Annotated in this window: 11 protein-coding genes; 5 read left to right on the forward strand and 6 right to left on the reverse strand. The window is 63.1% G+C overall.

Translation table 11 applies throughout. The features are described from left to right. The first annotated feature begins 2 nt into the window (after window positions 1–2). Window positions 3–2,129, forward strand: a complete 2,127-nt coding sequence (nrdE, locus tag BEP01S_RS12035; RefSeq protein WP_244882246.1) for a class 1b ribonucleoside-diphosphate reductase subunit alpha — start codon at window positions 3–5, stop codon at window positions 2,127–2,129. 146 nt (window positions 2,130–2,275) lie between these two features. Beyond that, window positions 2,276–3,247: a class 1b ribonucleoside-diphosphate reductase subunit beta gene (gene nrdF, locus BEP01S_RS12040; RefSeq protein WP_062243572.1), complete on the forward strand. Its 972-nt coding sequence runs from the start codon at window positions 2,276–2,278 to the stop codon at window positions 3,245–3,247. 232 nt (window positions 3,248–3,479) lie between these two features. Here nrdF and BEP01S_RS16845 read toward each other — a convergent pair whose 3' ends face one another. From BEP01S_RS16845 to sdhC, 6 genes are all read right to left on the reverse strand, one after another. Continuing rightward, window positions 3,480–3,650: a hypothetical protein gene (locus tag BEP01S_RS16845; protein ID WP_157070567.1), complete on the reverse strand. Its 171-nt coding sequence runs from the start codon at window positions 3,648–3,650 to the stop codon at window positions 3,480–3,482. 377 nt (window positions 3,651–4,027) lie between these two features. Beyond that, entirely contained in the window at window positions 4,028–5,254 is a 1,227-nt protein-coding gene (locus BEP01S_RS12045) for a D-alanyl-D-alanine carboxypeptidase family protein (RefSeq protein ID WP_062243574.1), read from the reverse strand. Between the two features lie 164 nt (window positions 5,255–5,418). After that, a complete protein-coding gene (locus tag BEP01S_RS12050) occupies window positions 5,419–6,207 on the reverse strand; it encodes a succinate dehydrogenase iron-sulfur subunit (RefSeq protein WP_062243576.1) in 789 nt (262 codons plus the stop codon). Further along, entirely contained in the window at window positions 6,207–7,967 is a 1,761-nt protein-coding gene (sdhA, locus tag BEP01S_RS12055; protein ID WP_062243578.1) for a succinate dehydrogenase flavoprotein subunit, read from the reverse strand. The genes BEP01S_RS12050 and sdhA overlap by 1 nt, the downstream gene beginning before the upstream one ends. Window positions 7,968–7,976: 9 nt before the next feature. Next, a complete protein-coding gene (locus BEP01S_RS12060; protein ID WP_062243580.1) occupies window positions 7,977–8,426 on the reverse strand; it encodes a succinate dehydrogenase hydrophobic membrane anchor subunit in 450 nt (149 codons plus the stop codon). Between the two features lies 1 nt (window position 8,427). Continuing rightward, window positions 8,428–8,805, reverse strand: coding sequence for a succinate dehydrogenase, cytochrome b556 subunit (gene sdhC, locus BEP01S_RS12065; RefSeq protein WP_082018941.1), 378 nt, complete (start codon window positions 8,803–8,805; stop codon window positions 8,428–8,430). 345 nt (window positions 8,806–9,150) lie between these two features. Here sdhC and BEP01S_RS12070 point away from each other — a divergent pair, with 345 nt between their 5' ends. The 3 genes from BEP01S_RS12070 (at window position 9,151) to BEP01S_RS12080 (ending at window position 12,788) form a co-directional block, all read left to right on the forward strand. Next, on the forward strand, window positions 9,151–10,260 hold the full coding sequence (locus tag BEP01S_RS12070) for a mannose-1-phosphate guanylyltransferase (RefSeq protein ID WP_039209754.1): 1,110 nt from the start codon (window positions 9,151–9,153) through the stop codon (window positions 10,258–10,260). A gap of 150 nt (window positions 10,261–10,410) precedes the next feature. Next, the gene (locus tag BEP01S_RS12075; protein WP_062244327.1) at window positions 10,411–11,583 is read left to right on the forward strand and encodes an amidohydrolase; all 1,173 of its coding nucleotides are present in this window, start codon (window positions 10,411–10,413) and stop codon (window positions 11,581–11,583) included. A gap of 38 nt (window positions 11,584–11,621) precedes the next feature. Continuing rightward, entirely contained in the window at window positions 11,622–12,788 is a 1,167-nt protein-coding gene (locus BEP01S_RS12080) for a BMP family lipoprotein (RefSeq protein WP_062243583.1), read from the forward strand. Window positions 12,789–12,807: the final 19 nt, after the last annotated feature.

Raw genomic sequence — 12,807 nt, forward strand, 5'->3', positions numbered from 1 at the left:
ACATCATCCGCGAAGAGACGGATCTGGATTACCACGCGCTCAACGCGATGCTGAACCTGTACGACGAGGACGGCAGGATCCAGTTCGAGCGTGACAAGCAGGCTGCACGTCAGTACTTCCTGCAGCACGTGAACAACAACACCGTCTTCTTCCACAACCTCAAGGAGAAGCTCGACTACCTCGTCGAGAAGGACTACTACGAGCCCGAGGTCCTCGAGCAGTACTCCTTCGAGTTCATCGAGAAGCTGTCGGCACGCGCCTACGATCAGAAGTTCCGCTTCCAGACCTTCCTCGGCGCCTTCAAGTTCTACACCTCCTACACGCTGAAGACCTTCGACGGAAAGCGCTACCTCGAACGCTTCGAGGACCGCGTCGTCATGGTTGCTCTCTTCCTGGCACGCGGAGACGAGACGCTGGCCACCCAGCTCGTCGACGAGATCATCTCCGGTCGCTTCCAGCCAGCCACTCCGACGTTCCTCAACGCCGGCAAGAGGCAGCGCGGTGAGCTCGTCTCCTGCTTCCTGCTGCGCATCGAAGACAATATGGAGTCAATCGGCCGCTCCATCAACTCCGCTCTGCAGCTGTCCAAGCGCGGCGGCGGTGTGGCCTTCGCTCTGACGAACATCCGCGAGTCCGGTGCCCCGATCAAGAAGATCGAGAACCAGTCATCCGGCGTCATCCCCGTCATGAAGCTGCTCGAGGACTCGTTCTCCTACGCCAACCAGCTCGGAGCACGTCAGGGCGCCGGTGCCGTGTATCTGCACGCCCACCACCCCGACATCTACAGCTTCCTCGACACCAAGCGCGAGAACGCCGACGAGAAGATCCGGATCAAGACCCTGTCCCTGGGCGTCGTGATCCCGGACATCACCTTCGAACTGGCCAAGCGCAACGAGGACATGTACCTCTTCAGCCCCTACGACGTCGAGCGCGTCTACGGTGTGCCCTTCTCCGACATCAACGTCTCCGAGAAGTACACCGAGATGGTCGACAACGCGGCGATCAAGAAGAAGAAGATCAACGCCCGCGAGTTCTTCCAGACGCTGGCCGAGATCCAGTTCGAGTCCGGCTACCCGTACGTGATGTTCGAGGACACCGTCAACAAGGCGAACCCGATCGACGGCAAGATCATCATGTCCAACCTGTGCTCGGAGATCCTCCAGGTCTCCGAACCGAGCAAGTACGACGATGACCTCGGCTACGACGTCGTCGGCAAGGACATCTCCTGCAACCTCGGTTCGCTCAACATCGCGCTGACGATGGACTCGAGCAACTTCGGGCAGACCATCGAGACCGCGATCCGCGGACTCACCGCAGTCGCCGAGACCTCGGACATCCAGTCCGTGCCCTCGATCGCCCGCGGTAACGACATGTCGCATGCCATCGGCCTGGGACAGATGAACCTGCACGGCTACCTGGCCCGTGAGCACATCTACTACGGCTCGGACGAAGGCCTGGACTTCACGAACATGTACTTCTACACCGTCGCCTATCACTGTGTGCGGGCGTCGATGGAGATCGCGAAGGAGCGCGGCGAGACCTTCGCCGGCTTCGAGCGCTCGAAGTACGCCACCGGCGAATACTTCGACAAGTACACCGATGAGGTCTGGGAACCGCGGACCGCGCGTGTGGCTGAGCTGTTCGCCGAGGCGAACGTGCACATCCCGACGCAGGATGACTGGCGTGAGCTCAAGGCTCAGGTGGCCGAGCATGGCATCTACAACCAGAACCTCCAGGCTGTGCCGCCGACCGGTTCGATCTCGTACATCAACAACTCGACCTCGTCGATCCACCCGGTCGCTTCGAAGATCGAGATCCGCAAGGAGGGCAAGGTCGGTCGCGTGTACTACCCGGCCCCCTTCATGGACAACGACAATCTCGAGTACTACCAGGATGCCTACGAGATCGGCTACGAGAAGATCATCGACACGTATGCCGAGGCCACGAAGCACGTGGATCAGGGTCTGTCGCTGACGCTGTTCTTCATGGACACGGCCACCACTCGTGACATCAACAAGGCGCAGATCTACGCCTGGCGCAAGGGCATCAAGACGATCTACTACATCCGGCTGAGGCAGCTTGCTCTGCAGGGCACGGAAGTCGAAGGCTGCGTTTCCTGCATGCTCTGATCAATGGAATCGGCGGACCGATGTGAATCGGTCCGCCGGCTTCATGCGGGTCCCACACCACCGGCCGGGCCCGCGCATATGACTTTCGTCTGCCGCGCAGACAACTCGTACTCACGACGAACAGCACTTTGGGAAGAGAGAAAGCGTTGGAGAATCTGACACTGGCATCGCATGTCGACGCCATCAACTGGAACCGCGTCGTCGATCCGATCGATGACGAGGTCTGGGACCGCCTGACCGGCAACTTCTGGCTGCCTGAGAAGGTTCCGCTGAGCAACGACATCCAGTCCTGGGCGACGCTGACCGATGATGAGAAGACGCTGACGATGCGTGTCTTCACCGGCCTGACTCTGCTCGACACGATCCAGGGCACCGTCGGTGCGATCTCGCTCATCCCGGATGCCGTGACTCCGCACGAAGAGGCGGTCCTGACGAACATCGCGTTCATGGAGAGCGTGCACGCGAAGTCGTACTCCTCGATCTTCTCGACGCTGTGCTCGACGAAGGAGATCGACGAGGCTTTCCGCTGGTCGCGTGAGAACACCTACCTCCAGAAGAAGGCTGACATCATTCTCAGCTACTACCGGGGTGACGATCCGCTCAAGCGCAAGGTCGCTTCGACGCTGCTCGAGTCCTTCCTCTTCTACTCCGGCTTCTACCTGCCCATGTACTGGTCGGCTCATGCGAAACTGACGAACACCGCTGACCTCATCCGTCTGATCATCCGTGATGAGGCTGTGCACGGCTACTACATCGGATACAAGTACCAGAAGGGTCTGGAGTCGCAGTCCGAGGAGCGCAAGCAGGAGCTCAAGGACTACACCATGAACCTCATGTTCGAGCTCTACGAGAACGAGGTCGCCTACACCCACGACATCTACGATCCGGTGGGTCTGTCGGAGGACTGCAAGATGTTCCTCCACTACAACGCCAACAAGGCGCTGATGAACCTCGGCTACGAGGCGATGTTCCCCAAGGAGGTCACGAAGGTCAACCCGGCTATCCTCGCGGCTCTCTCGCCCGGCAGCGATGAGAACCATGACTTCTTCTCCGGCTCGGGTTCGTCCTACGTCATCGGCAAGGCCGAGAACACCGAAGACGACGACTGGGACTTCTGAGTCCTCGTCCCACACATACCGAAACGGCCCATTCGAGCACGTACGCTCGGGTGGGCCGTTCGTCTTGATGATCGGAGACGAGACGACTCCGAGACCGACTTCGCTGTGAATGACAGACGCCCACTTGCTGCGTAAAACCCGGCAGCAAGTGGGCGTCTTCTCAATCAGTCCGGATCAGGCCGGTCCTATGGGGCCGTGCTGATCCCTGCAGATCAGGGTGACCGATATCGGGTCAGGCGGCGGCCATCGGCGTGATCTCACGCAGCGAGGTGCCGGTGAACAGCACGAGACGGCCGGTCGCATCCTCGATCGTGATCTCGCCAGGAGCCTGACGGCTGATCCGGGGTTCGATCATTCCTGCGTGTGCGAGTCCGCGCTGGACCCACTGTGGGAACTCAGACATGGTTCCCTCCTTTCTTCAATTGTGAATAGCAGGCAACGACGCGCGCTATTCTTCAGGTTCTCAAGTCGGCGATTGGGTGGTCGCCATGGGGATCTGCGAGTCGAAGAGACACAGTGTCCGGAACATTCATCTGCAAAGTCGAACCACGATCGGGGCCTACGACTTCAAAAGCTTGTCGTCAGGAGCAACGCAACGATCGGTTCGATGAATGCGGACAACTTCGAACGCAAGTGACCATCATAGCGCGTTCACGCTCAGGTTGTCCATTCGACGTCAGAGATCGCGAATTGTGTTCGCGGATGCCTCCCCGACGCCCGCGCCGACTCCATCCCTGGCATCTGCGCCGACTCGCTCGCCGAGGCGGCCCTGGAATTCGGTTATCGTCGTCCCTGCATGCGTGCGCGCAGTCGCAGCCACAGGACCACGGTGAGGACGAACAGTACGACTCCGCCGACCAGGAGACCGAGCGCGAGGGGATTCTCCAGTGCCACACCGACGGATTGGGCTGCCGTCGACGATCCCGATTCGTCTGAGTCCTGAGTTCTCATCGGTCCGTTGGAATCCGATTCGGCACCGCCGGCATCACTCGAGCTTTCGGTGGCGGTTGGATCTGCCTCGGCGGTGGCCTGTACCCCTACGGGAACGGTCTGCAGCGATTTCGGGTCCTTCTGGGCGAAATCCCATTCGAGCAGGTCCTTGGCGACCTGGCGGGAATTGTTGTCGATGCCGAGCATCGTCGCGACCACACGGTGCCCGTCACGTTCGGCCACGGCCACATACGAGCCCTTCGCGGCCCGGGTGAACCCGTTCTTCAGACCCAGCCCACCGTCGACCTGACCGACGATCTTCGTGTGGTTCTGGATCTCGTAGCCTTTGAACTTCTCCTTCGTCTGCGGGTTCTTCCCGCCCGGGAACTTAAAGGTCTCCGTGCCGATGACCTTCATGAGGTAGTCGTCCTCACAGACCGCCCACGCGAGCTTCATGAGGTCCTCAGCGGTCGTGTACTGGCCTTTCGCGTCCAGACCCGACGTGTTCTTCGCCTGCGTGTTCGACATGCCCAGCTCCGCGGCCTTCTCATTCATCAGCTTCACTGCCTTGGCCTGCCCGCCTGCTGCTCGCCCCAGAGCATTCGCCGCATCATTGGCGCTCGACATCAGCATCGCGTGGAAGAGCAGATCGATGGAGTACTTGTTCGTCTGCATGAGACCGACCTTCGTCCCGTCGATCTCCATATCCTCGAACTCGGCGGTCACTTTCTTCTTCTTGTCGTCGAACTCGTCGACGAGAGCCAGAGCCGTGAGCAGTTTGATCGTCGAAGCCGGAGCGTGTCGTTTCTCTACGTTCTTCGCCACATGCAGCTCACCGGAGTCGAGGTCGCCCACGAGCCAGGACGTACCCGTCGGCTTCGGCGGCTTCGTCTCGTCACCGAGGTCATCGGGGCTGACGTACGCCGGTGCCGTCGATTCTGCCGGCTGGGGCGCCGCCTGCGCGGGTGCGGGGGAGTGGACGAGCTGTGCGGCAAGCATGAGCAGCGCGGCAGCGATGCCGAGGATGCTCAGGGACAGGACACGTTGTGAGGAAGCAGTCGAGCGGGTGAAACGCATGCGCCCCAGTCTACTTTCGCTGCAACCGGTCCGTCCTCAGGTTTCCCTCACCTGCACATCATCGTCCTCAAGCGAAGAAACACCCCCCACCGAGGCTGGACAGACGAAAGCGGCCCCGCACCGTGTGGTGCGGGGCCGCTGCAGTCTGTCTCAGACTGACGCGATCAGAAGGCGCGCTGGAGGATCGCCTGCTTCACCTCGGCGATGGCCTTGGTGATCTCGATGCCGCGAGGGCAGGCCTCGGTGCAGTTGAAGGTGGTGCGGCAGCGCCACACGCCTTCCTTGTCGTTGAGGACCTCGAGGCGCATGTCTCCGCCTTCGTCACGCGAATCGAAGATGAAACGGTGCGCGTTGACGATCGCGGCAGGACCGAAGTACTGGCCGTCGGTCCAGAACACGGGGCAGGACGAGGTGCACGCAGCGCAGAGGATGCACTTCGTGGTGTCGTCGAAGGCCGCACGCTGTTCGGCCGACTGCAGACGCTCACGCGTGGGCTCGTGTCCCGAGGTGACGAGGAACGGCATGACCTCGCGGTACGACTGGAAGAACGGCTCCATGTCGACGATCATGTCCTTCTCGAGCGGAAGGCCCTTGATCGCTTCGATGGTGATCGGCTTCGAGGTGTCGAGGTCCTTGAGCAGAGTCTTGCAGGCCAGGCGGTTGCGGCCGTTGATGCGCATCGCATCGGAGCCGCAGACGCCGTGGGCGCAGGACCGGCGGAAAGACAGCGAGCCGTCGATCTCCCACTTGATCTTGTGGAGAGCGTCGAGCACACGGTCGGTGCCGTACATCGTGACGTTGTATTCCTCCCAGTGCGCTTCGGAATCGACCTCGGGGTCGAAACGAGCGATCCGGAAGGTGCAGTCGAAGGACGGAATGGTTCCGCCTTCGCCGGACACGTGTGTCGGCAGGTCGATCTTCGACGCTGGCTCTGGGGTGGTATCGGTGCTCATCAGTACTTACGCTCCATCGGCTGGTAACGGGTGACGATGACGGGCTTCGTCTCCAGACGCATGCCCTTGATGCCGTCGGTCTCCGCTTCGGGATCGAGGTAGGTCATCGTGTGGTGCATGAAGTTCTCGTCGTCACGATCCGGGAAGTCCTCGCGGAAGTGTCCTCCACGCGATTCCTTGCGGTGGATGGCGGCGACAGAGATGACCTCGGCGAGCTCGAGCAGGAAGCCGAGCTCGACGGCCTCGAGCAGATCGAGGTTGTACCGCTTGCCGCGGTCCTGGATGCCCACGTTGTTGTAGCGTTCGCGCAGCTTCGCGATCTCGTCCAGAGCAGCCCGGAGAGTCTCGTCGGTGCGGAACACCTGGACGTTGGCGTCCATGAGGTCCTGCAGGTCCTTGCGGATGGCGGCGATGCGTTCGGTGCCGTCCGAGGTGCGCATCTTCTCGAGCATCTCGACGACCTCGGTCTCCGGGTTCTCCGGAAGCTCGACGAACTCAGCGGTCTTCGCGTATTCCGCGGCGGCGATGCCGGCGCGCTTGCCGAAGACGTTGATGTCGAGCAGCGAGTTCGTGCCCAGGCGGTTCGAGCCGTGTACGGACACGCAGGCGACCTCACCGGCGGCGTAGAGGCCGGGGATGACGTTGTCGTTGTCCGCCAGCACTTCGGCCTTGATGTTCGTCGGGATGCCGCCCATCGCATAGTGCGCGGTCGGGAAGACCGGCACCGGCTCCGTGTAGGGCTCGACACCGAGGTAGGTGCGAGCGAACTCGGTGATGTCGGGCAGCTTTTCGTCGATATGCGAGGGCTCGAGGTGGGTGAGGTCGAGCAGGACGTAGTCCTTGTTCGGTCCGCAGCCACGGCCTTCACGGACTTCGTTGGCCATCGAACGGGCCACGATGTCACGCGGGGCGAGGTCCTTGATCGTGGGGGCGTAGCGCTCCATGAAGCGCTCACCCTCGGAGTTGCGGAGGATGCCGCCCTCACCACGTGCAGCCTCGGACAGGAGGATGCCCAGGCCGGCGAGGCCTGTGGGGTGGAACTGGAAGAACTCCATGTCCTCCAGCGGGATGCCGCGGTTGTAGGTCACGGCCATGCCGTCGCCGGTCAGGGTGTGCGCGTTCGACGTGGTCTTGAAGACCTTGCCGACACCGCCGGTGGCGAAGACGACAGACTTGGCCTGGAAGACGTGGATCTCGCCGGTGGCCAGTTCGTAGGACACGACGCCGGCGGGACGCTTGACCCCGTCGACCTCGGTCATGACGAGGTCGAGGACGTAGAACTCGTTATAGAACTCCACGCCGTGCTTGACGCACTGCTGGTACAGGGTCTGGAGGATCATGTGACCGGTGCGGTCAGCGGCGTAGCAGGAGCGGCGCACGGCGGACTTGCCGTGGTCGCGGGTGTGCCCGCCGAAGCGACGCTGGTCGATCTTGCCCTCGGGGGTGCGGTTGAACGGCAGCCCCATCTTCTCGAGGTCGAGGACGGCGTCGATGGCTTCCTTGGCCATCACCTCGGCGGCGTCCTGGTCGACCAGATAGTCACCGCCCTTGACGGTGTCGAAGGTGTGCCATTCCCAGTTGTCCTCTTCCACGTTCGCCAGTGCGGCGCACATTCCGCCCTGGGCGGCGCCGGTGTGTGAACGGGTGGGGTAGAGCTTGGTGAGAACGGCGGTGCGGGCACGCTGGCCCGACTCGATCGCCGCACGCATGCCGGCGCCGCCGGCGCCGACGATGACGACGTCGTAATGATGTACCTGCATGTTTCTCCTTTAGGCCTTGCAGAACTCAGCCAGGACCGAGGGGTCCGCTCCGGCCGGGCAGGGATCGAACGTGAAGATGACGAGCGTGCCGAGCACGATGACGATGACCGAGGCGATGTAGAGGATCACCTGCAGGGCCATGCGCGTGCCGGGCTTCTCGGAGTAGTCCATGATGATGGTGCGCAGACCGTTGGTGCCGTGCAGCATCGCCAGCCACAGCATGAGCAGATCCCAGATCTGCCAGAACGGGCTGGCCCACTTGCCTGCGACGAAGCCGAAGTCGATGGCCTGGACGCCGTCTCCGGCCCACAGGTTCACGAACAGGTGGCCGAAGATGAGGATGACGAGCACGACGCCGGAGATGCGCATGAACAGCCATGCGAACATCTCGAACTTCGAGCGTGTCGACTTGTGCCGGGAATAGCCGGTCCGCGGAGCCGGAATGGATGTTGTGCTCATGTCAGCCTCCGAAGGTGTGCATCAGCTGGCGGGGAATGAAGGCGATCATGATGATCAGCCAGATGATCATGACTCCCCAGAACAGCTTCTTCTGGTTTTTCGGGCCACTCTTCGAGAAATCGACGAGAATGACGCGCAGACCGTTGAACGCATGGAATGCGATTGCGGCGACGAGCGCGATCTCACCGAATGCCATGACCGGTGTCTTATAGGTTCCGATCACTGCGTTGTACGCCTCGGGCGAGACGCGGACGAGGGCAGTATCGAGCACGTGGACCAGAAGGAAGAAGAAGATTCCGACGCCTGTGACGCGATGCGCGACCCAGGACCACATTCCTTCGTTTCCTCGGTACAGAGTGCCCGTAGACGCTTTGGCCACGGAGCATCCTCCATCTTGATTATTCGGGTGTGTACGTCTAGAAACTACGCCGAAGACGCCGTCTGTGCCAGTCGGGACACGGCTGAGCGGCTCGGATCACACGACAACCCTGGCAATTCCCTCAAAACTGGGATTCACCGTCTCACGGAAGTTCATTTACATCACAGTCGTGTGCTCTAAATTGTTTCGCTCCCGTTCTGACCTGGACTGCCCCGGAATACGGGAACACCATCACCGAGGCGGCCCTGAGGTGGGGAGATCCCCACCGGAGCCTTAAGGATCGGCTCATCCGACACGGCGGGCAACCTCGGGGAACGTCTGCCCGAACTCTGAGACACTGAAATCGTGAACACGCACTTCCACGCCATCATCCCCGCCGGCGGGTCCGGAACGCGCCTGTGGCCGCTCTCGCGTCGGGCGACGCCGAAGTTCCTCCACGATGTCCTCGGTCTCGGTCGGAGCCTCATCCAGGCCACCTGGGACCGGGTCGCGCCGATCGTCGGCGAAGACAGAGTCTGGGTGGTCACCGGTGAGAACCACTTCGATCAGGTCGCCGAACAGCTGCCGCACATCGCCCGCGGCCAGATCATCGCCGAACCCTCCCCGAAGGATTCCGCCGCCGCCATCGGACTGGCCGCTATGCTCATCGCCCGCGAGGATCCCGATGCCATCGTCGGATCGTTCTCCGCCGACCACTCGATCACGAACGTCGACGAATTCCGTCTCGTCATCGACCAGGCCGTCGCGGCCGCGGAGACCGGGGATATCGTCACGATCGGCATCATGCCCCGCAATCCCGCTACCGCCTACGGCTATATCGAGACCGGCGACCTGCTCGGCCTCGACGGGGCGCCCACGGCCAGGCGCGCGCTGGCCTTCGCGGAGAAGCCGGAGGCGAGCACGGCTCGTCAGTATGTGAACTCCGGGCGCTACCGCTGGAATGCGGGCATGTTCATCGCCAAGGCCTCTTCCCTGCTCGACATCCTCGCCGAGGAGGACCCCGCCCTCTACTCCGGACTGGCCCGGATCGCAGAGGCCTGGGACACCCCCGACCACGACGAGGTGCTCAGCGCCGTGTGGCCCGGACTGGAGAAGCGAGCCATCGACTATGTGGTGGCCGAGCCCGCGGCAGCGGCCGGTCGGGTCATCGTCATTCCCGGTGACTTCGGCTGGGACGATGTCGGCGACTTCGACTCAGTGGCCCGACTGCGCCAGCCGGTGCCGGGGGAGCCGCGGGGAGTGATCTCGATCGGCGGGAACACCGACCTGCTCGAAGTCGACGCCTCGGGTGTCGTGTTCTCCGAAGGGCCGCGGACGGTGGCGATCGTCGGACTCGAAGACCTCGTCGTCGTCGACACCGACGACGTCCTGCTCATCACCTCCCGCTCACACGCGCAGGATGTGAAGAAGGCAGTGTCCGTCGCCGGTGAGCGCGGACTCGACGAACTGCTCTGAGCCGACCGCCCACCTCCAGGCTTGGGGGAGCGAAGCGGGAAGTATGTCGAAATTGGTCGCAATGGGCACATTTGTGACATCGAGTGCCTAGCATTGCTTGAAATGTTCGACATCGCCCATCCCCGACCTCCCCGCACTGAAGGACCAGACGTGATCAGATCGACAATCGCTGAGATCGGTGCAGAGCTCATCGATTTCCGCCGCGACATCCATGCTCATCCGGAACTGTCCTTCCAGGAGTTCGACACCACAGACAAGATCGTCGCCCGCCTCGAGGCTGCCGGGCTCACACCGAAGCGCCTCGAAGGCACCGGCGTCGTCTGCGAAGTCGGCGAAGGGCCGGTTGCAGTGGGACTGCGAGCCGATATCGACGCGCTGCCCGTCGACGACCTCATCGATGAGGACTTCCGGTCCACCGTTCCCGGCGTCGCCCATGCCTGCGGCCATGACGTCCACCTGACCTCACTCATCGGCGCCGGCATCGCCCTGCAGAAGATCCACGAGTCACGTCCCGGCGGACTCGGCGGACGCGTGCGTCTGATCTTCCAGCCCGGCGAGGAAGTCACCCCTGGTGGTGCGCTGCGCGTGATCTCCCAAGGCGTCCTCGACGACGTGCCCGAGGTCTACGCCGTCCACTGCGACCCGAACGTCGACATCGGCAAGGTCGGATCGCGCATCGGCGCCATCACCGCAGCCGGCGACACCGTCATCATCCGCCTGTCCGGTCACGGCGGACACACCTCGCGTCCGCACCTGACCGAGGACCTCGTCTACGCGCTCGGCAAACTCGCCACCGACCTGCCCTCGACTCTCGGACGCCTCATCGATCCGCGTCACGCGATCTCGCTCGTGTGGGGTGAGATCAGCGCCGGCCATGCCGCGAACGTCGTCCCCAGCGAGGGGATCCTGCGCGGAACCCTGCGCTGCCTCGACGTCGACGGCTGGAACCAGGTCGCCGAGGTGCTGCCCGAGCTCGTCGATCGCATCGCAGGACCCTACGGAGTCGAGGTCGACCTCGAACATCGCCGAGGCGTCCCTCCGGTGGTCAACACAGAAGACCAGGTCACCCTCATCGAATCCGCCGTCCGCGGGGAGCTCGGAGAGAACTCCGTCCAGCTGACCCCGCAGTCCATGGGCGGGGAGGACTTCGCCTGGTACCTCACCCACTGCCCGGGAGCCCTCATCCGACTGGGCACCCGCACCCCCGGCGGCATCACCTACGACATCCACCAGGGTGATCTGCTCATCGACGAACGCGCCGTGGAGATCGCCGCCCGCGTGTTCACAGCCACCGCGCTCAAGGTCCTCGACCGCGACCGCTGATTACCCGGCCGGTGTCCCGGGCCGATAATCTGGGTGCCATGAGTCTTCGAGCCCGCAGCACCTCCATCGCCGCCTTCGCTGCGGTGGGCACCCTGGTGCTGACCGGCTGCTCCGTCACTGCCCCTGAAGCTCTCGAAGAGGAACGGCTAGGTTGCCTCGTCTCGGCACCGGCCGGCTTCGACGATCACTCCGCCGGTGCACTCACCCTCGAGGAGACGGAACTGGCCCGCGCGGCCGGTGTCTTCTCCGGCACCTCGAGTCAACGCGTTTCGAGTGGGTCGGCCACCTCGGCGGCTCTGGATCGGATGAATAAGCACGACTGTGCACTGACCACGGTCATCGGGCCCGGCGGAGCGGACGAACTCGCGGACTTCGCCGCAAACCATCCCGACGACCTGTTCCTCGGTGTCTCCAGCGGCACCGTTGACCTGCCGAAGAACGTGCTGAGCATGGATTTCGACCTCGTCCCGCCCGCCTTCATCGCCGGCTACACCGCGGCCACCGCCTCGGAGACGGGGAAGGTCGGAGTCGTCGTCTCGCACGGATTCCCGCAGTCCGACCGCATCCTGACTGCCTTCGACGCCGGCGTCGACCTGTACAACAAGGAGAAGGACGAAGACCAGCCGAAAGCTCAGTCCTATCGTCCTTCCTCGGGTGGGGCCGCCTCGGCGAAGGGTTCGCCTCGGTCGATCGACGATACCCGCGGCGCGGGGCAGGAGTACTTCGAACGGTCCTTCGACGCCGACGTCGACGTTCTCGTCCCCTTCGGATCGGCCGCCGCAATGGGTGTGGTCACCGCAGCCGATGAGAAGCGGATGAAGCTGAACACGGTCACGGAGGACCCCGACGGCGACGAGGATGGGCCGAGTCTGCCGAAGGTCGTCTGGTACGGAACTGCGGGCGGATTCTCGAAGACGATCGTGGCCAGCGTCGAGCCGAACGTGCGCCGCGGACTGCGCGCGATGTTCCCCGATTGGCCGCAGAGCAAGAACCCCGACGAGGTGGCCCCGGCACCGAAGACCGAGCCCGCGGAGATCGGCGGCTTCCGCGTCGCCGACCGACACTACTGGGGCACCCTCGACAACGGCGGGGTGCGCATCGTCGCCGAGGACGGATTCCTCTCCCGCGTCTCCGACGCCGGGCGCGGAATCACGGACCTCAGGGAGCGGATCAAGAGCGGGGAGATCGACCCGGAGAAAGGATGAGGGGCTCTGGCGTCATCGG

This window comes from Brevibacterium epidermidis NBRC 14811 (assembly GCF_001570805.1).
Lineage (GTDB): Bacteria > Actinomycetota > Actinomycetes > Actinomycetales > Brevibacteriaceae > Brevibacterium > Brevibacterium epidermidis.

Excerpts from the sequence above, each read along its gene's own strand:
- BEP01S_RS16845 (WP_157070567.1), bottom strand. The coding sequence starts at position 3,650 with ATGTCTGAGTTCCCACAGTGGGTCCAGCGCGGACTCGCACACGCAGGA.
- BEP01S_RS12045 (WP_062243574.1), bottom strand. The coding sequence starts at position 5,254 with ATGCGTTTCACCCGCTCGACTGCTTCCTCACAACGTGTCCTGTCCCTG.
- BEP01S_RS12050 (WP_062243576.1), bottom strand. The coding sequence starts at position 6,207 with ATGAGCACCGATACCACCCCAGAGCCAGCGTCGAAGATCGACCTGCCG.
- sdhA (WP_062243578.1), bottom strand. The coding sequence starts at position 7,967 with ATGCAGGTACATCATTACGACGTCGTCATCGTCGGCGCCGGCGGCGCC.
- BEP01S_RS12060 (WP_062243580.1), bottom strand. The coding sequence starts at position 8,426 with ATGAGCACAACATCCATTCCGGCTCCGCGGACCGGCTATTCCCGGCAC.
- BEP01S_RS12080 (WP_062243583.1), top strand. The coding sequence starts at position 11,622 with ATGAGTCTTCGAGCCCGCAGCACCTCCATCGCCGCCTTCGCTGCGGTG.